Below are 20,297 nucleotides of genomic sequence, written 5' to 3'. Positions count from 1 at the left end.
GATTAACGCACTCCAGTTAGCGTAGTAAGGCCAGTCAAATTAACACCGCCATTGATGACGTCTATGGCTGCGATGGTAAGGTTAGCAGCGATAGGTCGTGCCTGTACTTGTCTGGTTGGTAGGGCTTGCAGATAAGCCGCTGTTGGTTGTGCAGAGGCGATGGGCGTTGGTGCATAGATATCTGCACGTGTGGTCGCTGTGGTATTGAGTAGGTCATAGTTTGCGGCAGCGGCACCGCTCAAGCTGATACCTGTGATATTGACGGTTTTATCAACGCCGACAAGCGAATTCTCAAATTGTCCAGTAGCAGAGCCCACCGTTAATTCATCTGTACCAAATATGCCGTCGAACTGTGCAGACTGTGTGTTTAGAGTGGCGTTGGTGCTGGTGTCGAAAATACGGTTGTCTGCTGTGATACCACTGACTTGTTTAATCTGTGCTTTGGCGATGTCCAAGCTGCCATTCACAAAGGTGAGATCGTAGTTGTTGTCTGAACCGCTAGCGGTGCTGACGTAGCTGCCAGCATTGGTGCCAGTTGCTCCTGCGCTCACTTGATCTAAGACGGATTCGGTTTCACCGTTGACCAGACCGGTGGCGCTAAAGCCATTCACACTTTGGCTCTGACCATTATAGGTGGTGCTGCCGCTGTTGGCGGTCACGGTGGAGGCCGCTTTACTGATGCTGGCGGTGCTGCTGGCGGTGTTATTTGCCAGTGTGTAGTTACCAGCGTCGCTGCCACCTAAACTGATGCCTGTGATGCTCACGGTTTTGTCAGCCCCTGCATTTTTATCACTAAAGCTGCCATTGGCGGCTGTGGCGCTTAAGTTGTCGCCTGCAATGATGCCGGCCAATGTGGCACCAGTGGTGTTGATGGTAGCGGCAGTACTACCGTCATAGGTTTTATCATTGGCGGTGATGCCAGACACGCCACTGATCGCCGCTTTACTGATGCTGGCGGTGCTGCTGGCGGTGTTATTTGCCAGTGTGTAGTTACCAGCGTCGCTGCCACCTAAACTGATGCCTGTGATGCTCACGGTTTTGTCAGCCCCTGCATTTTTATCACTAAAGCTGCCATTGGCGGCTGTGGCGCTTAAGTTGTCGCCTGCAATGATGCCGGCCAATGTGGCACCAGTGGTGTTGATGGTAGCGGCAGTACTACCGTCATAGGTTTTATCATTGGCGGTGATATTTGAAACAGTTACTCCTTTAGGAGTAATACTTGCTGTCAAACCAGTAGTCTGACTTAAGCTATAGTTTCCAGCATCAGCCCCACTTAAAGCAGTAGCTGATACTGATACTGTTTTATCTATACCAACGTTTTTGTCTGAAAAACTGCCTGATACTGTTATTGGCAGTGTGACAGTATCACCGTTAATTTTGCCCACAAGGATCGCTGAACTGCTATCCAAATTTGCTATAGTCGTACCATCATAAACCTTACTAGTGGCTTTAATATCTGTGATGTCCAGAGATTTTTTAGTGACAGTAAAAGATGAAGGTCCTGATACCGCTTTATATATGATATCTTTGCCAAATTGGGTCATATTGTCTGCAGCTGGATCACCCATAACGATGATAGAGCCATCCACGAGACTATACACACCTGCATTTTTGCTAATCGTTTTATAAGAAAAAGTTGGTGATACCAAAGCTCCAGAGGTAATAAGGCCATCGTAAACTTTATCAGAAAAATCAGTGCTAACTTCAGACACTACTGGTTTAAGAAATCGACGTAATAATGGTGCTGACTGATCTTCATAAATACGCCAAACTTTTCCTGTAGCACCTGCCGTATCAATATCCCATCCTTCAAATGTAGACAGCTGTTTCAATTCGGCTGTTGTTTTTGCGGTGCCCCCTGCACTGGTACTTATTCCAGAGGTGTCGGTATTCCAAAAGCTACTTTTCGCAGTACCATACTCATTATTACCAATTAACCCACCTATAAACGTATTACCAGAAACTTCTCCAGATGAGTAGCTTTGATCAACAGCCCCACCATTAAAGCCTACTAATCCTCCAACCGAATTCGTACCCTTTACTGTACCGGTTGCATAGGAGTTTCTAATAATACCTGACGTCCCGCCGACCAGACCTCCGATATAATTATTACCAGAAACACTTCCTGTTGCGAAAGAGGATTCAACGAGTCCATCATTGTACCCAACTAACCCTCCCATATCGTCATGGCTAGAATACAATCCTTTTACAGTAGCATTTGCATATGAATTAGATATTTTTCCTGAGTTGGTGTTCCAGCCGACTAGTCCACCATACTTAGAGTTGTTGCCAGTGACCGTACCGCTGCTTACATGAGCATTGTTGATTGTGCCTCTATTAAGTCCAACCAAACCTCCTGTCGTAGCATAACCAGAATAAACAATGTTACCTAATCCAATATTTTGAATTAATGCAGTATCACTGGTTATCGCAAATAAGCCTATGCCTTGATAGAGAGATGCTATTTTTAAATTATTTATGCTATGACCTAGGCCGTCAAACTTACCGTTGAACGTTTCTTGGTCCAGATCAAGAAAACTCTTATTGGTATCATAATAACCAATGGGATTAAAGCCCTCACCACTATTCCATCCAGCAGTGGCAGTAGCATCTATGTCTGACCCCAGTACATAGTTACCTGACAAATTGCCATCGATACCTTGCAAATCTGTCCCTGTGGTTGACCCTGCACTGCCTAAGCTGGTGATAACCTGATAGGTTTTAGCCGCGTTCGATCCTTTTTTGGTACTAAAATTCTGCCCAGCCTTTAAGTTGATTTTTGCCGAGTTGTTTAGATGGTAGTCAGCATTGGTGTTTGCCGTATTTTGTCCATATATCAGGTTTAGCTTACCGTTATCATTGGTTGCCGTTACATCTGCATTAATATTGATATCATTATGAGCATCTAGTGTCAGTGCAGTCGCAGCACTCCAATTAACGGCCGCGTCGACATTAATGTTGCCTTCATCAGCACCGTTACTAACGGTTTGTAGCGTCACATTGTTATTGCTTAAATTGTTTTGTAGCGTGCTTGCACCCATACCACTGGTTGTTTGTGATGTATTACCTGCGCTGATCGTAAAGTCAGTCGGGTCAATGAGCCAAGTGCCTGTCTGTGCCGTGTCAGATAAGGTCGATACTTTAGTGCCTTGCTCAATCTTGACGCGTGCCGCACTGGTTTCTATAAACCCACCGTCTTGACCGTTTTTACCCTCTGCGGTTAGCGTGCCACTAACCACCACCTCTCCTTGTTGCATATCCCCTAATAAAATAATTTCACCTTTGGCATTTTGTACCAATCGGTTGGCTTCAATGATACCGCTATGATTGACAACGGCTTTACTTAAGCTGTCTTTGGCTTTGGCACTCAAGTACACAGCACCATTATTTGCCACGATCGCGCCACCATTGTCGACCAAGCCTTGTAGTACGCCTTCATCCACTTGATACTGGGTCAAGCTGCCATCTTGCAATGCTAAGGTGACTTGGCTTGCAGCGGTTAAGTGGGTGGTGCCGTTAGGGGTTTTAATAGAGCCGGTGTTGATCACAGTTGGGGCAATGAGTGCCACGGTGCCGCCCGATAAGGTGTTGATAGATCCATGGTTCTCAATGCTTGCATTGCTACTGGCATCGCCTTTTAATAGGTACTTGCCGGTTTGGATATCACTGTCACTGAGCTGTAGGGTTGAGGCGACGATACCTCCTACGTTTACTTGGGCAGTTTTAGAGAACACCACGCCATTGGGATTGAGTAAGAACACTTGACCATTGGCATTCAATCGTCCCATGATTTGGGAGGCATTGCTATCCAATACATGGTTGATGGCAACGGAGGATTGATTGGGTTGGTTAAAGTTGACGGTGGCGTCTTGACCAATGTTAAAGGTATTCCAGTTACTGCTGAGGGTTTGACTGTTTTGATTGATGTTGAGTGTGTCGTTGGTTTGGGTAAAACTGGCCGAGCCAGAATTTACTTGAGCCCCTGTGGGTAAGGCGTTGTTTTGGATGGCTGCTTGGACGGACAGAGGCAGTATCGCCACACTAAATAATAGTGCAGCAGAAACAACATAGGCTAAAGTTGAACGACTCTTTACACTATTCGTTTGAGAGCTAGAACTATGACCTTTGGCCAATTCAGAAACCGCTTGCCAACAGCTGAGGCGCGAATTCCATATCACTTTATAGACTTTATTCATTTTCTAGCACTCGTTTATGATTAATAGTAAAGAGGGATAACCAGAGCAACATTCTGAGATTGAGGGATTTTATGTCGACTATTTCTATTATTGATGTATAGGATATGCTTTCTAAAAACAGGCAGGTCTGAGTAAAGCGTGATGCTGATTCTTGGCTGAACGAGGCGTTAGAGTATTTAAAGGTTGAGTAAAAAATCTATCGAAACGTCTCAATGTTAAATAATTGTTTTTATAAGTATCATTATGTATTCATTATATCACAACTATGTTATTACTTAAGTCTACTATTTTTAGCCGATATTCAACGGTTTTTGGCTTTGTAAGCGGCTTTAAGTGATTGATTGTTTAATTATTTTTTACGAAATTTAGTGTTATTGGTCAATGTGATAAGAAATCTATGATAGGAGTATTCGATGTTTTTTGGTGGGAGTTTATAAGCTGATAAAAATATTATGAATTAAAAAATCCTGCCACGGTTCGAAAAATATCAGTTAGCCAATCAGAAACTATCTAGACAACTGGTTTCTTCATCTGTTGAATAAAGTACTTAAGGTTTTGAGATTTGAAAACTTGAACCTTTGGCTGTAGGGTAATGGTATCAATGGTTTGACTCACTGAAATAGTTATAGTGTAACTACCATACATATTCTATTCGTGTTCGGTGCGCTCTACAGGCATCGAACGTATCTCCACAATGGATGTTATGGTGAATGAGTTTTTAATGTATTTGAGATCGTTAGCTATTATTTAAATACAAATTCAATAGTTGTGTTATCTCTAGTCATATCCTCAAGTAAAAAAATATCTGCGTTTTCTATAATATCAAACAGCTGGTTAACGACTTCCTTTTTATCTTGCTCAATTGGTTTATTACTATTTTCCTTGAAGTCTAATGTGACAGAGTGTGGGTGACAGCATCTTATACTCACACCTATAATAAAATTTTTATTTAAAAATACAGCTTGGTACATTGAAGAAAATACTGATCTGCCTGTCGCATAAAAAACAGTACCATTTGTATGGAATGTAAAGCAGGCTTCTTCAAAAGTCCTAGGTGGAGTGATATCTTTTACGTATTCTTCAAATTTCCTTAAAAGCACCTTTGGTCTTATCAAATTCAAATGTTTTCTTTCATTGATTATATTTTTTAGTTGAGTCGCAGTCATATGTTCATTGATTTTCATCATATAATTACCTTTGTTAGGTCTATAAGATATACCCCAACAGAACTAGTCATTTGAATGCATTATCCTATTAACAGACTACTCAAAATAGACTGTGGAAACGGCTATATTGACTGAATACCTACTCCCATACTTCCTCTAACCAATCAAGTATGCTCTGACAGCATTAAACAGCGTAACAATCAATCTCCTGCCTATATAAATCCATATCGTTATTGGGCAATGTCGCTGATATTAACAACTATTATCCATACTATTCTTTATGACAGGAGTTGTCGGCAAGCGCATTTAATATGCCACATGACTTCGCTGGCGCCCTACTGACGCATTTCTGCCGCAGGACGTTTAGATGCTGCTTTAACTGCTTTAATTCCTCTATACGTACTTCTACCGCATGAATATGTTCATCCAGTAAGGTATCAACATCGCCGCAGTCTCTGTTAGGTTCTTCCCAATACTGTAGTAAGGTTCGTACTTCATCTAGCGTCATATCAAGTGTGCGACAGTGTAGGATAAACTGTAGACGTTCAATATGGCTTTCACGATATAAGCGATAATTCCCTTCACTACGGGAAGGTTCTGGTAATAGCTTTTCTTTTTCGTAATAGCGAATGGTCTCCACGGTGGCACCAGTGCACTTAGCGAGCTCTCCAATTTTTATTAGCATCGTTCTCTCAAAGTCATTTCAAAATTGAAAACATTAAAGTAACTATAAGGTTTAGTGCTGAGAAAATCAAGTTTGTACAGTTACCTAAATACGGCCTTGACTCTGAAGCCACTAGAGGGTTCACAATAGCGTTATCAAAAGAACGCTTATAGTAGGACGAATGATTATGCAATATCGTATTGAAGGTATGGACTGTGCCAGTTGCGTCAGAAAGATCGAAACTGCATTAGCACGTATGCCCGGTGTCTCTGACATACAACTTAATTTTGCGACTGAAAAGTTAGAGCTAACATTGGTCTCTGGTTCAGAGACTCAGTTCAGTGATGTCGAAAAAACAATCAAGCGCCTTGGTTTTGGTATATCTGCCACTACTGATCAAGCAATCGCAGCAGACGGTATTGATGACAATCCATTAGATACGCAGCAACAGCGTTGGTGGCAAACCCGAAAAGGCAAGCAAGTGGTTGGTCTCGGTATCCTGATGAGCTTCGCCTACGCGTTAGCACTAATTTTTCCTGATTATGGAAAGTGGGCATTTGCTATTGCCGTCATTGTGGGCGTTTTTCCCTTTGCCCGAAAATCTATAACCTTGGCAATGACAGGCACCCCGTTTTCTATTGAAATGCTGATGTCTATCGCGGCAATTGGTGCGCTTATCATTGGTGAAGCCGAAGAAGCTGCGGCAGTTGTCTTCTTGTTTTCAGTCGGTGAATTACTAGAGAGCGTGGCGGCTGATCGTGCACGTGCTGGTATCAGAGCATTGGCATCATTGGTTCCAAAGACTGCGATTTTGCTTGATGCACAAGGCGGACAGCGTGACGTTCCTGCAGTCTCATTGCAGGTCAATGATTTGGTACTGGTACGCCCAGGTGATAAGGTGTCTGCTGATGGTGTCATTGTTCAAGGTAACTCTAGTCTTGATGATTCGCCCATCACTGGCGAATCCATACCCGTTGCTAAAGCCATGGGCGATGCAGTATTTGCAGGATCCATCAATATGGAAGGAGCGCTACAAGTCCGCGTAGAAAAGACCGCGGCCGACAACACCATTGCGCGCATTATTACTCTGGTAGAGCAAGCGCAAGCCTCTAAAGCCCCTACTGCCCGCTTTATTGAAAAATTCAGTCGTTACTACACCCCAGCAGTGATGGCTATTGCCGCACTGGTTATTATCATACCGCCGCTAGCGATGGGAGGAGAATGGGCGACTTGGTTATATCGGGGTTTTGCACTGTTGCTAATTGCCTGTCCTTGCGCACTCGTCCTATCCACTCCGGCCGCCATCGCATCAGGGTTGGCTGTCGGTACCCGTCGCGGCTTACTCATCGAAGGCGGTAGTGCTTTAGAAACTATTGGTCGCGTGAATGTCGTGGCTTTTGATAAGACGGGTACGTTAACTGAAGGCAAGCCTCGCGTCACCGACGTTATTGCCTTTGCACAGGGGCACATAGTACAAGAGCATATAGAATCTGAAAGTCAAAATGAGGTGTTGGCGCTGTTTGCCAGTGTCGAGTCTGCCTCTAGTCATCCACTGGCAAAAGCGATCATTGATCATGCCAAAGCTACTAATATTTCTATACCAGTAGCTTCCAATGCTTATGCCACTGCTGGCAAAGCAGTACATGCGACGATAGCTGGGCGTCCGTTAGCCATCGGCTCACCCGTCTACGCAGCCAATGAAACGTCGATATCACTCGAACAAAATGCACAAATTGAAGCACTACAAAACGAGGGTAAGACGGTCTCCGTTCTGTTCGATGAGCAAAGCCGTGAAGTGCTTGGGTTGGTCGCGCTACGAGACGAGTTGCGAGATGATGCTCAGGCAGGCGTGGCGCAGCTCAAAGCGATGGGTGTGCGCTCTGTGATGCTCACAGGTGACAACCGTCTGACCGCTCAGGCGCTTGCTAGCCATTTAGAGATAGAATGGGAAGCTGAGCTGTTACCCGAAGACAAGCTGCGCTTGTTGAATGAGATGAAAAATAGTCATAAAGTCGCAATGATTGGTGATGGTATCAACGATGCACCAGCGCTAGCCACCGCAGATGTTGGTATCGCCATGGGCGGCGGTACCGATGTCGCCATCGAGACAGCTGATATCGCATTATTAAAAAGTCGCGTCACAGACGTCGCTCATCTCATTGCCCTGTCACGTGCCACCATGTCCAATATTCATCAAAATGTGATGTTTGCGCTTGGTCTAAAGTCCATATTTCTAATCACTACTGTACTGGGTATTACTGGGCTATGGATCGCTGTATTGGCTGATACTGGCGCGACCGTATTGGTCACGTTAAATGCATTACGCTTACTGCGCTTTAAAGGGGCTAGATGATTGGTAACTTGCTCGAAAAACAACTAGGGTCTATTGGACATTCAAATGTGGTGCTGGCAGTGACTATTTTTTAGACAATATGCAGTGAAATTTTTGATGCCTAGTCATTCTAGGTGAAACAATTTCGCCATATATTGGCAAAAAAGAGTACTGCCCCGAAGGGCTGAGGCTAAAATCACCCCAAACGTTGTTGCAAATCTAGCTAAGGTCTCGACATTATCGTCGGTTTGCGCCTAGTTTGGTGCAATTTTAGCGATCAGCAGCCCTAATATTTGAATATTCAACAGACCCTAAACAGTCCAAATAATATATCGGGTATAGTCAGGCGTAGCTATATCCGATATACCTTAAAAATGTATTCTTTCACCAAATACTATCGCTCTACACTTGTACCAAGTGCAAGTGGTTCATCAGTTCAAAATAAAGCACCTTCAGGGTAAATTCCACTTATCTTGACTATGTGTACTCATCAATTTTACCCAAATGATTTAACTCTGCCAACATTGCAGTACAGCTTATGATGTCGATCTTTAGTTGACTAAAGGTATCTAATAGAGTATGCCTGTATGAACTACCTAATTCTATTAAGCTCTAAACTAAAGAGTATTCATATTGAATGTTAATATTTGGGAATACAATTGATTGTTTTCGAAGAAAGCAACTAATCTCCATTGGTCATTGGTTGCGTTGATATCGCTTAGCCAACACATATAGACATCTAGCCCTTTGTATTCATTATTATAAGCATCTTCATTTATATAATTTCTAAAATTCACCCAATTACCACTAGAATGTCCAAAGATATCCCTAAGAACCGGCTGAGAACTTCTTTTAGCTATAATATGGTCTATAAGCATATCAAACTTAAGACTCAGATCATCTTTATCTATACCACTCATATTATCGTTCTCTTAAATCAGTTGCTATGACCTATGCTATCAAATTCGTAGAAGTTGACTTAAAAAATCATCCCTTCAAAAAGTCTTATTTGCTGTGCGGCTTTATTAAGGCATATTCAAATCAGGATTTGAGTATGCCTTAGCTGTACGAATTAGGATAATTATGCCAACACTCCCTCTACCCGCTCAATTAGATATTCTTTAACCGCATTAAATAGCGGATCTATCAATCGCCGTTCTGGACAAATCAAATATAACGGATAGTTCGCCACTTGCCAGCCGTCCAACACTACTTCAACCAATCGGCCTGCTTTTAAATCTGCAGCTATATCTAACTGTGATTTCAGTGCAATACCCTGACCTGCCACGGCCCAGCGCCTTACCACATCACCATCTTTACTTCGCCGATTGCCAGCCACGGCCACACGTTTGTTCTTGCCTTCTTTTTCAAAAGTCCACTCACTCAAATATTTTTCATCGTGTCCCAAACACAGGCAATTATGCTGAGTTAATTCTTCAGGGATTTTTGGCAAGCCAATACTACGCTCAACCTTGTCCAAATACGCCTTTGAAGCACATAGTATCGGACGATTATTCAACACAATGGGTAATGCCACGAGCGATGAATCTTTTGGCGCACCATAGCGTAATGCCAAATCAATCTGTTGTCCATATAGATCGACATAGCTGTCTGACATATGCAGCTGCACCGTCACTTTTGGATGGATGTGCATAAAATCATCCAACCATGGCAATACCAAATTTCGACCCAAATCTGACGATGCAGATAACCGAATCTTGCCTGTCAGCTCGGCATCATTATCATGTAATCCTGCATAAGCGTTGTCCAAAATAGCCATGGCATCTCGGCAATGCGTTAAATATTGCTCACCTTTACTGGTCAGACGCAGTCTACGAGTTGAGCGAATAAACAATACCGTTTCGATTTCAGCTTCCAATCTTTTTACGGCTGCACTCACCACTGCTGGTGACAGATCTAAGTGGCGCGCACAAGCAGACAAGCTACCTAAGCGAGCAGTTTCAATAAAAATACGTAAATCCTGCAAATTTTTCATCGTGTCGCCTTAGCTAGCATAGCTTTTATTAGATTAGTGGCAACAACGAATTGCTGATACTAATGTTTTTATCATTATGTAAAAATTATTGAAACTGTTTCTTTATATTAGTCCGTGCTTGATATTCGATCATATCCCTAACAAAGACTATTTGTGATTGCCCAACAAAACAAGCAGCCAAGCATACTATATACAGACTTTCAAAAATATATTGAAAGTGTTTTCGCTGACGGCTACTGTTTAACGTTAATCAAACGCATTACTATGAGTCATCATTAAGAACAGCAGATGGATAAGAATTCTTAAAATATATAAGGACAACAAATGCAAAAGACTATTTTAATCACAGGCAGTACCGATGGTATTGGTAAATTAGCCGCTATAAAACTTGCACAACTGGGTCACAATATCTATCTGCATGGTAGAGATGCCAATAAGCTTGCCGATGTGATTGCAGAAGCCAAAGCCGCTGCGACCCAAGCCAATCAGCAAATAGACGTTGATGGCTTCGTGGCTGATTTTTCGTCATTAACCGATGTTCAACATATGGCAGATGCAGTAATAAGCAAGTTTACTGCGGCAGGCTTGCACTTAGATGTGCTAATCAATAACGCAGGCGTGTTTAAAGTAGCAAACTCTCAAACCCAAGAAGGGTTTGATGTGCGCTTTGTAGTGAACTACTTTGCCCCTTACCTATTGACTCAAGCGTTGTTGCCTATAATGAGTGCATCAGACGTTAAAGAGTCTACCAACACACCTAGCGACAGCATACCTGCCCGTATTATCAACTTAAGCTCGGCGGCGCAGCAAACCGTTTCACTAGCTGCCATGGCAGGAGATACAAAGCTGAGCGATCAAGATGCCTATGCGCAAAGCAAACTGGCATTGACCATGTGGAGCATGGCACTGGCCGATCAGGTAGCGAGCGATAACATCAACGTGATTGCCGTCAATCCCGGCTCATTACTCAACACCCGCATGGCAAATGACGCTTACGGACAGTATTGGTCTCCAGCAGATAAAGGGGCCAATATTTTGGTCACCTTGGCAGTGGACGATAAGTTTGCCCATCAAACTGGCCAGTATTTTGATAATGACATTAAAGATGGCGAGCATGGTGATGAGAGAGGTGCGTTTGGCATACCGCATAGCGATGCCTTGAACGAAACGGCTCTTAATACGCTGATACAACACACCCAACAGGTATTATCGCCTGCACTATAACGCTTCTTCCATACCCACAGACACATAAATTTAGGACTATGACTATGAAAGCAATCGGATATCAAGACAACTTACCCATCAATAATGAGATGGCATTACAAGACATCACGATAGACAAGCCTGTAGCCTCAGGTCGTGACATTTTGGTCGAAGTAAAAGCCATTTCGGTCAACCCTGTCGATTACAAAATCCGTGAAGCAAGACCTGCAGCAGAGGGTGAGTTTGCCGTCATTGGTTGGGATGCCGCAGGCGTGGTCACAGCCATTGGCGAGGATGTAAGCTTGTTTTCAGTAGGTGACCGCGTCTATTACGCTGGTGATTTGACCCGCTCAGGCAGCAATGCCGAGTACCAATTGGTTGATGAACGTATTGTAGGACGTATGCCTGAGTCGCTGTCATTCTCTGAAGCCGCCGCCCTACCCTTAACCACCATCACAGCGTGGGAGATGTTGTTTGATCGCTTGCAAGTGCCCGTTGCAACTAGCGAAGATGCTAATGAAAACTCAGCACAGCAAACAGAGAGTCGCCCAACTATTTTGGTGGTTGGCGCAGCCGGTGGTGTGGGTTCAATCATGACTCAGTTGCTAAAAACCAGAACACAAGCCGTCATTATTGGCACAGCATCACGAGATGAGAGCGTCAAGTGGTTAAAAACGCTAGGTGCAGATTATGTGATTAATCATCACAATCCATTATCAGATGAGCTGAAAAAAACAGGCATTGCCGAAATCGATTATGTGGTGAGCCTTAACAACACCGAAGAGCATTACGCTGAAATCATCAAATGCCTAAAACCTCAAGGCAAATTGGGACTCATTGACGACCCTAAAGCCTTAGATATCAATGCATTGAAACCAAAAAGCTTGAGCCTACATTGGGAATTTATGTTTGCCCGCTCAATGTTTAATACACCAGACATGATCGAGCAGCATCATTTGTTAAACCAAGTGGCCACCATGATTGATGCTGGCAAGCTAAAAACTACGGTGGCTCATGAACTGGAGGCAATTACTGCTAATAACTTACGCCGCGCTCATCAAATGCTAGAAAACAGAGAAGCTCACGGTAAGATTGTACTTGAAGGCTGGTCTGTTCAGTATTGATACCGTACCCATGGAAGGTGTTAACTTACAGGCACTTGATACAGAGTTTGACTTACGTAGCAAAGGATACTCTGCCGTGGCAGTGGTATCGTTTGGGTACCGCAGTGATGAAGACTTTAATCCAAAAATATCCAAGTCACGCTTGAGTGAAGAGGCTATTTTCATTAAGGCTTAACCATTCATAAAAGTAAGCCTAAATACTATAAGCCAATACATTTTTCATCGTATTGGCTGTCTTTAATTTGAGCATTATCAAACGGTCCATAAGCGCAATTTCGTGTTATCTCAAACCTAAAAATGCCATTACTATCGTTGTGATATTAATGGCATTACACTGATAAAAAACGTTGGACTTTTCTCTTACTGGAATAAAACTAACGCAAATCATCCACCACGGCAAGCATTGCTACTAATGAAGCTTCACCTAATTTAGCAGAGCGCTCTGGTGACCAACCCATCTCCTCATCAGGCAGATTGTCATTGTCTTTGAATGGCATCTCTAACGTATTAGCAAGGCAATCAAAATGCTCAGCAACCCAATTGGTTGCAACCGTCATATTGGCAGCACTCGGTGCATCAATCTCATAGCCAACCTCAGACTGAAAGTCAGCACTGGCTAACTTTAATACGTCTGAAAATCTATCACGTAAATGTGCGAGACGGTCACTATAACTGGGCGTCCCTTGAGAGCCTGCAAGGAATACATACGGCAGTGCTTCATCGCCATGCACATCATAAAAGAGGTCAACGCCGATTTCTTTCATTTTATTAATCACATGAAATACTTCAGGGCTTTTCTCTAAGCTTGGGCTTTCCCACTCACGGTTTAAATTGGTTCCTACCGCATTAGTACGCAGGTGGCCGCGCACGCTACCATCGGGATTCATATTAGGAACGATGTAGAAATTTGCTTTGTCTAGTAACTGTTTGCCTGTCGCATTATCACTGTCTAACAAGCCATACAATAAACCCTCGACCAACCATTCAGCCATCGTTTCACCAGGGTGCTGACGAGCGGTAATCCATATATTGCGCTTGTTAGCAGCCCCATCACCAATTTTAACTAGCGTCAAGTCGCGCTTATCAAGCGTTTCGCCTAAATGCTCTAGCGTTACCAATGGATGCGTTTGTACTGTCGCCAATAAATCTTGGTGACGCTCATAGCTGTAGGGCGCAAAATAAGCAATTTGAATGGTTTCGCATTCCAGCTCTGCCACGATGGTTAATTTGCCATCTGTATAAGAGGTTGGCAAACGGAACCATTCCTGACGGTCATAAGACGCAACCGCTTGGTAATCCTCCCATCCTTCCAGATAAGATGCCTCACCTGCATTCATAATATTGAGAACGTACTGCTCGCCTATCTGACCGGACAGACGAAAGTTAAACCACTGAAAAAACTCTTCGCCAACGTCTGGACGAATTGCTAATTGAATGTCTTTTTTATCGTCTAAATTAATAATATCAATATTACCTGCATCAAAATTAGCCGTGATATGCATAGTCTTTCCTTAATAAATTATTATAGTTGTGCCTCAAAAATCGTGTATAGATGTAATGGAGTGCGCCAGCCTGTTTCGCTCTAGCAACGCCATCAAATAGTTTACTTCCAATCGCTTGGTTCTACCAGTTAGATAACGTATTCGTCGCTATTTCTAACCCAAATACTAAACAATCATACTCAGACTGACCTTATCACCCAATGACTGCATGACTGATTCTAATTCGATTCAACGCTGTCACTCTATCTCTTTTTGGTCATGACAAATTCTTTTTCAAGTTATAAGTTTACCAAGCCCACTACGCTTTTAGCATTGCTCAAAATCTGCAAGATGACAATATTGTCATTTTGCAGTCATGCTCCTGTCAGAAACTTTTATTTATACTTTAAACAGATTCAATAACTTCAACTATCAATACTATTATCAAACCAAAAAAGGATTAATTATGTGGTTATCTAAATCAATCGTAGCAACAGCTGTTGCCTTAGTCGTTTCAACCTCTGCTATGGCACATGATCCAAAAATGCATGCTGAAGAAGATCAGATGAACTGTGAAAAAATGGAAAAGCACATGCAGATGATGAAAAAAATGGATCATAGTAAGATGGATATGAACGATCCATCAATGAAAGCAATGATGGCCAATATGGAAAAAATGAAAGCGATGTATCAAAAGCACTGTGTTGCTAGCAAAAGTGACTCTTAGACCTTGATCTAATAGAAGTGGATCGTAGAAATTCAAAATTGTTGTTAGATGGTTTTGTCGAGCCGTAGTTAGGTATTAATAAAATGGATTTTTAGGACAAACCTATGAAGTTTTTACTAGGGATACTGTTTACTTTCTTTGTCGCTATTACAGGTATTTTTATTGTGGTGACCAGTGGTGTGATAAATATCGGCGCTGATCAAGCCCATAGTCCGCTGGTTTACAATTTTTTAGAAACGGTACGTACGCGTTCAATAGCAAATGCTAGTAAGGACATTACGGTTCCAAACTTAGAAAAGACAGACATGATCAGCTCGGGCGGTGCCGATTACAAAGATATGTGTGCAGGCTGTCACTTATCTCCTGGGGTAGAAAGTACTGATTTTAGTGCAAGTTTATATCCTAAGCCGCCCAATTTTACCAATACTGAATTGATTGAACGCTATAAGACCGATGCCGGTGCTCAGCAAGCATTTTGGGCCATTAAACACGGTATTATGGCATCAGGTATGCCAGCATGGGGCGCTTCGCACGATGATGATAGAATGTGGGCAATGGTCGCTTTTATCAGATCGTTACCTGAATTAAATGAAAACCAGTACACCATGCTAACGACTAGGATAGACGATGATATGTTGGGTATGTCATTTGATGGTGAGATGGATATGTCAGGTGATGGATCCGGAATGCAACATTGATTTTTTGTAAGAGATGCAGTGCTAAATAGTGCTGCCTTTTGCGATTTGAGTTTTAAGCCTTACCAGTACTACTTTGGTCAGTGTTACGGCTTTAATTTTTATAAATTTGATCGTCAGACAGACGCTTAGGAGTGGTTTTATGAGACGCTATACTAATATATTTTCTAGTGAACACAACCTGTTATCTGGCCGTGTGCTCTCAGCGTTCGTGGTCTTGCCATTATCGCTAGCGATTGCCGCTTGTAGTCAACCTAACGTCGCTGCTACTGACTCAACACCAGCGACTGAGCCAACTACCGCTACGCAAACCGCGCAAACAGAGCAACCAAAAGCGGAAATAATGCCTGTCAGTGCTCATTCAGACACCCAGCCAACTATCCTAAAAAACATCTCAGCCACCGTCTATAAAGACGCCAATTGTGGCTGCTGTAAAGAATGGGTCGGTTATGTCGAAGGTCATGGCCTAAATGCAACCGCACAGAACGTTGAAGATTTGTCCTTGTTTAAAGAGCGCTACAGCGTACCGCAGCAGATGCGCTCTTGTCATACCGCCGTCACTACTGACGGCTACGTATTTGAAGGCCATGTTCCTGCCAAATATATGGCACAGTTCCTAAAAAACCCACCAAGTGATGCGATTGGCCTTGCCGTACCTGGCATGCCAGTTGGTAGCCCTGGTATGGAATATCAAGATAAATTTATGCCGTATAAAGTGATGCAGCTTAATAAAGATGGCTCAACAGCCATTTATGCAACCATTGAATCACCGCAGCAGCAATTATAGCTTGAGTGACGTTTAAATAGCTTATCCAGCTCTACTAATGGGCTGTCGAAGACATAAGCTTGACTGATAAACATATAGACTCAACTCCCATTTCATGGATTAAGTTAGGTAAATAATTATGAACAAGAATATGCTTAACCGCAGGCGTTTTTTGACAGGGTCCTCTACTCTATTAGGGGCATCCATGCTATCCACATTGCCATCTATTGCCAATAGTGCGCTAGGAAAAGGTCAACAAAACGTAGCCGTCAACAGTGATAAATCTGACCATATCGTACCTATCCTAACCGGTAATGAGTTTGACCTGTATGTCAGCAAGAAGCCTGTTACTGTCAATGGCAAGTCGAGCATGGCAACCCTCATCAATGACTCGCTGCCAGCGCCAACGCTAAAGATGCAAGAAGGCGATACCGTAACCATCCGTGTCCATAACCAGATGAATGAGTCGACCTCTATTCACTGGCATGGCTTGCTCGTCCCATTTGAGATGGATGGTGTGCCAGGTATCAGCTTTGCTGGTATTCCTGCGAACAGCACCTTTACCTATACATTCAAACTGGTGCAATCAGGCACCTATTGGTATCACTCACACAGTGGTTTTCAAGAACAAACCGGTATGCTCGGCGCTATCGTGATTGAACCTAAAGGGCGTGAGCGTCATCCAGTCGAGGAAGACCATGTCATTGTGCTGAGTGATTGGACGCACCGCGATCCACACAATCTCTTGAAGCTGCTCAAACAGCGCGCAGACTTTGATAACTACCACTTGCCGGATTTCAAAAAGCTGCTGTCTGACATTGCCGAAACAGATATGAAAACTGCGTTTGATAAGCGCAAAATGTGGAATCAGATGCGCATGATGCCAACGGATTTCACCGATCTATCTGGTGAAAAAACCTTTACCTATCTGATGAATGGTAAGACCACAGCAGCCAATTGGACGCAGCTAGTGAAAGCGGGACAACCTGTCAAACTACGCTTTATTAATGGCTCAGCACAGACGATATTTGATGTGCGTATACCGGGTCTGAAGATGACCGTCGTCTCAACTGATGGCAATGACGTCGCACCTGTCGATATTGATGATTTCCGCATCGGGGTGGCTGAGACTTATGACGTCATTGTCACGCCTACTCAAGACGCGCATACCATATTTGCCCAAAACATAGATCGTTCAGGCTATGTTACTACCACGCTTGCGACCAAAAAAGGTGCACGTGCTGCAATACCTGCTATGGATAAAATCGAATGGCTAACCATGGCCGATATGATGGGTGCGATGGGTGATAAAGGCTACAAAGCAAAGCATGCCAAGACCGAGTATGACTTTAAATCTGATATGCGCGTCGACAGTCCACGTATGAACCTCGATGACCCCGGTATCAATCTGCGTGAGATTGATAGAAAGGTTTTAACTTATGACCAATTACGCTCTGTCGATGAGGCCATATTTGCGGAGCAGCGCCAGCCTACTAGAGAGATTGATCTACATTTAACGGGTAACATGGAGCGCTATATTTGGGCCTTAGATGGCGTTATGTTTAAGGATGCAACGCCTGTCAATATTAAGCCTAACGAGCGTGTACGCATTACCTTAGTCAATGACACCATGATGAATCATCCTATGCACCTGCATGGTATGTGGAGTGATTTGCGAACCCCATCTGGAGACTTTCAGGTACGTAAACATACGATTGTGGTGCAACCTGCGCAAAAGATTAGCTTCGATGTGACGGGTGAGTTCGGACGATGGGCGTGGCATTGCCATCTGCTTTATCACATGGAAGCTGGTATGTTCCGAGAAGTTGCCGTTGTTTAACAAACCTTCAAATATGAGGCTTATTATGAAAATATCTAAGAAAAATCTGCCATTTATTGGTTTGTCATCGCTAGTCTTGCTCACACCATCTTTTGCAACAGCCGCTGAGATGACAGATATGGATCACAGCGGTATGGATATGTCAGGCGATATGTCTGATATGGATCATAGCAGCATGGATATGTCAGGCGATATGTCTGATATGGACCACAGCGGCATGGATATGTCGGGCATGGATATGTCGGGCATGGATATGTCGGGCATGGATCATGGCAGTATGGACATGTCAGGTGATATGTCTGGTATGGACCACAGTGGAATGGATATGTCAGGCGATATGTCTGATATGGAGCACAGCGGCATGGACATGTCAGGGATGCAAGGTGGGCAGCCACCAGCTGATGCTCGCAGTCCAGACTATTCAAATGGGGTTCCCTACGGGCAGTATGGTAAGCCAATGATGATGGGCAGCATGCCATTATGGGGTGTATCAGTAGACGACTTGGGATATCAGTTTGATGAGGATCAAATCAACTTCGAGGCTGAAGGTTGGTATGGTACTGACAGTAACCGTATAAGGCTACGTACCGAAGGTAGTGCTCAGACTAAAGATGATAAAGAAATCGATAGCTTGAGCTCGCTTGCTTATTGGAAACCACTAAGTATTTTTTGGAATGGTGAAGCTGGTGTCGCTTACGATACTGAAAACGATAACGCTGCCGTGATGGCAGGCATTGTCGGCACCGCGCCTTATTTCATTGAAACGGATGCGAGAGCCTACTTATATACCGATGGTCAACTTCGTCTTGATTTGGGTGCAGAGTACGAATGGCGTTTAGATCAGCATTGGGTAGTCATACCAGAGGTGGGACTGACCGCCTTTAGTAAAGATGACCATGATAATGGCATTACCAAAGGCTTTAATGAAATGGAAACTGAGATCAGGCTGACTTACGAGACATTCAGTCGCCAGCTAGCCCCTTATGTGGGTTTGAGTTATGAGACAGCGCTTGGCAAGGCTCGTGGTCAACGACGTCAAGAAGATGAGTCGGTTGATAGCAGCAGTTTGACTACGGGGGTTAAATTCTGGTTTTAGCTTTCTGCTCGTTTTAACCCAGTATGAGATGATTAGCTGTAGACACTTTTAGGATTGTTTTATTAGGCGTCCTTCACTTATACAACACTCGCAAGACTGGGTGCTAAACCTTCACTGTCTATGACTTCGTTCACATCTATAAATGACGTTTTATCCAGATTGCCAAGGTTGTAGCCTGCAAACTCATGATATAAAGCGACCACATCACCCATGATTAAAAGTGCAGGTGTTGGTAGTTTTGCTTCAGCTTGCTGATCAGCGATATCACTTAATGTACCGATAAGTACCTGCTGCGTTGGCATACTGGCATGGCTAATAATGGCAAAAGGCGTTTCGCTGTCACGCCCACTTGCTATCAATCCTTGTGTCATCTCATGCAAACGGTGCAAACCCATGTAAAACACAACTGTCTGACTGCTGTCCATTAGCTCACTATAATCATTATTAGGCGCGCCATTTTTTTTGCAAGCAGTGACAAACTTGACCGACTGAGCATGGTCACGGTGCGTTAGTGGAATTCCTGCACGGCTAGCCGCGGCACTTGCAGCAGTGATACCCGGAATAGACTCAAAATGAATGCCATGACGCACCACTTCCTGTAGCTCCTCACCACCGCGTCCAAAAATAAAGGGGTCGCCACCTTTTAAACGAACCACTATTTTACCTGCCAGCGCGTGTTTGACCAGTAGCTCGTTAATACTCTCTTGTGGCAATGCATGGTTGGCACGGCGCTTACCAACGAATATTTTTTCAGCCGTAGTCGCGCACATATCCAAAACATCTTCAGACACCAGACTGTCATACAACACTACCTCTGCACGCTGCATCACTCGCCATGCTTTTAAGGTTAATAACTCAGGGTCACCAGATCCTGCGCCAATCAGATGCACAGTGCCTCTTTTGGTGCAAGTTTGCACGTTTTCTGCGCAGTGTTGACCCATTAGCTGATAGGTCTCATGCGTTGAGGTAGCGGCAGATATATTGGTCATGGTGATGACTCCTGATAACAGC

At 43.6% G+C, this 20,297-nt stretch carries 16 protein-coding genes; 9 read left to right on the top strand and 7 right to left on the bottom strand.

Features of this window, described 5'->3' with window-relative positions:
- Positions 1-2: 2 nt before the first annotated feature.
- From IPZ60_RS03235 to cadR, 3 genes are all read right to left on the bottom strand, one after another.
- The gene (locus tag IPZ60_RS03235; RefSeq protein WP_194196435.1) at positions 3-4,196 is read right to left on the bottom strand and encodes a YDG domain-containing protein; all 4,194 of its coding nucleotides are present in this window, start codon (positions 4,194-4,196) and stop codon (positions 3-5) included.
- 743 nt (positions 4,197-4,939) lie between these two features.
- On the bottom strand, positions 4,940-5,383 hold the full coding sequence (locus tag IPZ60_RS03230; RefSeq protein WP_194196434.1) for a hypothetical protein: 444 nt from the start codon (positions 5,381-5,383) through the stop codon (positions 4,940-4,942).
- A 250-nt stretch (positions 5,384-5,633) separates the two neighbouring features.
- Positions 5,634-6,047 (bottom strand): Cd(II)/Pb(II)-responsive transcriptional regulator, encoded by a 414-nt coding sequence (gene cadR, locus IPZ60_RS03225; RefSeq protein WP_227669209.1) that lies wholly within the window; start codon positions 6,045-6,047, stop codon positions 5,634-5,636.
- Between the two features lie 166 nt (positions 6,048-6,213).
- Between cadR and IPZ60_RS03220 the strand changes: the two genes are divergently transcribed.
- Positions 6,214-8,379 (top strand): heavy metal translocating P-type ATPase, encoded by a 2,166-nt coding sequence (locus IPZ60_RS03220; protein ID WP_194196433.1) that lies wholly within the window; start codon positions 6,214-6,216, stop codon positions 8,377-8,379.
- A 596-nt stretch (positions 8,380-8,975) separates the two neighbouring features.
- Here the strand turns inward: IPZ60_RS03220 and IPZ60_RS03215 are convergent.
- Both IPZ60_RS03215 and IPZ60_RS03210 read right to left on the bottom strand, forming a co-directional pair.
- Complete coding sequence (locus IPZ60_RS03215) at positions 8,976-9,278, bottom strand: hypothetical protein (RefSeq protein WP_194196432.1); 303 nt, start codon at positions 9,276-9,278, stop codon at positions 8,976-8,978.
- A 161-nt stretch (positions 9,279-9,439) separates the two neighbouring features.
- Positions 9,440-10,354, bottom strand: coding sequence for a LysR family transcriptional regulator (locus tag IPZ60_RS03210; protein WP_194196431.1), 915 nt, complete (start codon positions 10,352-10,354; stop codon positions 9,440-9,442).
- 324 nt (positions 10,355-10,678) lie between these two features.
- Between IPZ60_RS03210 and IPZ60_RS03205 the strand changes: the two genes are divergently transcribed.
- The 3 genes from IPZ60_RS03205 to IPZ60_RS03195 are packed head-to-tail and all read left to right on the top strand — an operon-like array spanning position 10,679 to position 12,856.
- Positions 10,679-11,578 (top strand): SDR family NAD(P)-dependent oxidoreductase, encoded by a 900-nt coding sequence (locus IPZ60_RS03205; RefSeq protein ID WP_194196430.1) that lies wholly within the window; start codon positions 10,679-10,681, stop codon positions 11,576-11,578.
- A 44-nt stretch (positions 11,579-11,622) separates the two neighbouring features.
- A complete protein-coding gene (locus tag IPZ60_RS03200) occupies positions 11,623-12,681 on the top strand; it encodes a zinc-binding alcohol dehydrogenase family protein (protein ID WP_194196429.1) in 1,059 nt (352 codons plus the stop codon).
- 10 nt (positions 12,682-12,691) lie between these two features.
- Complete coding sequence (locus IPZ60_RS03195) at positions 12,692-12,856, top strand: hypothetical protein (protein ID WP_194196428.1); 165 nt, start codon at positions 12,692-12,694, stop codon at positions 12,854-12,856.
- Between the two features lie 199 nt (positions 12,857-13,055).
- Here IPZ60_RS03195 and IPZ60_RS03190 read toward each other — a convergent pair whose 3' ends face one another.
- Positions 13,056-14,183, bottom strand: coding sequence for a M14-type cytosolic carboxypeptidase (locus IPZ60_RS03190; RefSeq protein WP_194196427.1), 1,128 nt, complete (start codon positions 14,181-14,183; stop codon positions 13,056-13,058).
- A 445-nt stretch (positions 14,184-14,628) separates the two neighbouring features.
- On the opposite strand from IPZ60_RS03190, the gene IPZ60_RS03185 reads away from it, so the two are divergent.
- The 5 genes from IPZ60_RS03185 (at position 14,629) to IPZ60_RS03165 (ending at position 19,286) form a co-directional block, all read left to right on the top strand.
- The gene (locus tag IPZ60_RS03185) at positions 14,629-14,889 is read left to right on the top strand and encodes a hypothetical protein (RefSeq protein WP_194196426.1); all 261 of its coding nucleotides are present in this window, start codon (positions 14,629-14,631) and stop codon (positions 14,887-14,889) included.
- A 104-nt stretch (positions 14,890-14,993) separates the two neighbouring features.
- Positions 14,994-15,587 carry a cytochrome c gene (locus tag IPZ60_RS03180; protein WP_194196425.1) on the top strand — a complete coding sequence of 198 codons (594 nt, stop codon included), beginning with the start codon at positions 14,994-14,996 and terminating at the stop codon, positions 15,585-15,587.
- Between the two features lie 139 nt (positions 15,588-15,726).
- Positions 15,727-16,371, top strand: a complete 645-nt coding sequence (locus tag IPZ60_RS03175; RefSeq protein WP_194196424.1) for a DUF411 domain-containing protein — start codon at positions 15,727-15,729, stop codon at positions 16,369-16,371.
- A gap of 118 nt (positions 16,372-16,489) precedes the next feature.
- Positions 16,490-18,190: a copper resistance system multicopper oxidase gene (locus IPZ60_RS03170; protein WP_320108710.1), complete on the top strand. Its 1,701-nt coding sequence runs from the start codon at positions 16,490-16,492 to the stop codon at positions 18,188-18,190.
- Positions 18,191-18,215: 25 nt separating this feature from the next.
- On the top strand, positions 18,216-19,286 hold the full coding sequence (locus tag IPZ60_RS03165; protein WP_194196423.1) for a copper resistance protein B: 1,071 nt from the start codon (positions 18,216-18,218) through the stop codon (positions 19,284-19,286).
- Between the two features lie 77 nt (positions 19,287-19,363).
- On the opposite strand, the gene cobA is transcribed toward IPZ60_RS03165, so the two are convergent.
- Positions 19,364-20,275, bottom strand: a complete 912-nt coding sequence (gene cobA / locus IPZ60_RS03160) for a uroporphyrinogen-III C-methyltransferase (RefSeq protein WP_194196422.1) — start codon at positions 20,273-20,275, stop codon at positions 19,364-19,366.
- Positions 20,276-20,297 lie beyond the last annotated feature (22 nt).

This window comes from Psychrobacter sp. NG25 (genome assembly GCF_015234355.1).
GTDB lineage: Bacteria > Pseudomonadota > Gammaproteobacteria > Pseudomonadales > Moraxellaceae > Psychrobacter.
The sequence above is the reverse complement of the archived record's forward strand: the minus strand, read 5'-3'. Positions and strand labels throughout refer to the sequence as shown.

What these genes read in the sequence shown, in the direction of transcription:
- IPZ60_RS03235 (WP_194196435.1), bottom strand. Translation starts at nt 4,196, where the DNA reads ATGAATAAAGTCTATAAAGTGATATGGAATTCGCGCCTCAGCTGTTGG.
- IPZ60_RS03230 (WP_194196434.1), bottom strand. Translation starts at nt 5,383, where the DNA reads ATGATGAAAATCAATGAACATATGACTGCGACTCAACTAAAAAATATA.
- cadR (WP_227669209.1), bottom strand. Translation starts at nt 6,047, where the DNA reads ATGCTAATAAAAATTGGAGAGCTCGCTAAGTGCACTGGTGCCACCGTG.
- IPZ60_RS03220 (WP_194196433.1), top strand. Translation starts at nt 6,214, where the DNA reads ATGCAATATCGTATTGAAGGTATGGACTGTGCCAGTTGCGTCAGAAAG.
- IPZ60_RS03215 (WP_194196432.1), bottom strand. Translation starts at nt 9,278, where the DNA reads ATGAGTGGTATAGATAAAGATGATCTGAGTCTTAAGTTTGATATGCTT.
- IPZ60_RS03210 (WP_194196431.1), bottom strand. Translation starts at nt 10,354, where the DNA reads ATGAAAAATTTGCAGGATTTACGTATTTTTATTGAAACTGCTCGCTTA.
- IPZ60_RS03205 (WP_194196430.1), top strand. Translation starts at nt 10,679, where the DNA reads ATGCAAAAGACTATTTTAATCACAGGCAGTACCGATGGTATTGGTAAA.
- IPZ60_RS03200 (WP_194196429.1), top strand. Translation starts at nt 11,623, where the DNA reads ATGAAAGCAATCGGATATCAAGACAACTTACCCATCAATAATGAGATG.
- IPZ60_RS03195 (WP_194196428.1), top strand. Translation starts at nt 12,692, where the DNA reads ATGGAAGGTGTTAACTTACAGGCACTTGATACAGAGTTTGACTTACGT.
- IPZ60_RS03190 (WP_194196427.1), bottom strand. Translation starts at nt 14,183, where the DNA reads ATGCATATCACGGCTAATTTTGATGCAGGTAATATTGATATTATTAAT.
- IPZ60_RS03185 (WP_194196426.1), top strand. Translation starts at nt 14,629, where the DNA reads ATGTGGTTATCTAAATCAATCGTAGCAACAGCTGTTGCCTTAGTCGTT.
- IPZ60_RS03180 (WP_194196425.1), top strand. Translation starts at nt 14,994, where the DNA reads ATGAAGTTTTTACTAGGGATACTGTTTACTTTCTTTGTCGCTATTACA.
- IPZ60_RS03175 (WP_194196424.1), top strand. Translation starts at nt 15,727, where the DNA reads ATGAGACGCTATACTAATATATTTTCTAGTGAACACAACCTGTTATCT.
- IPZ60_RS03170 (WP_320108710.1), top strand. Translation starts at nt 16,490, where the DNA reads ATGAACAAGAATATGCTTAACCGCAGGCGTTTTTTGACAGGGTCCTCT.
- IPZ60_RS03165 (WP_194196423.1), top strand. Translation starts at nt 18,216, where the DNA reads ATGAAAATATCTAAGAAAAATCTGCCATTTATTGGTTTGTCATCGCTA.
- cobA (WP_194196422.1), bottom strand. Translation starts at nt 20,275, where the DNA reads ATGACCAATATATCTGCCGCTACCTCAACGCATGAGACCTATCAGCTA.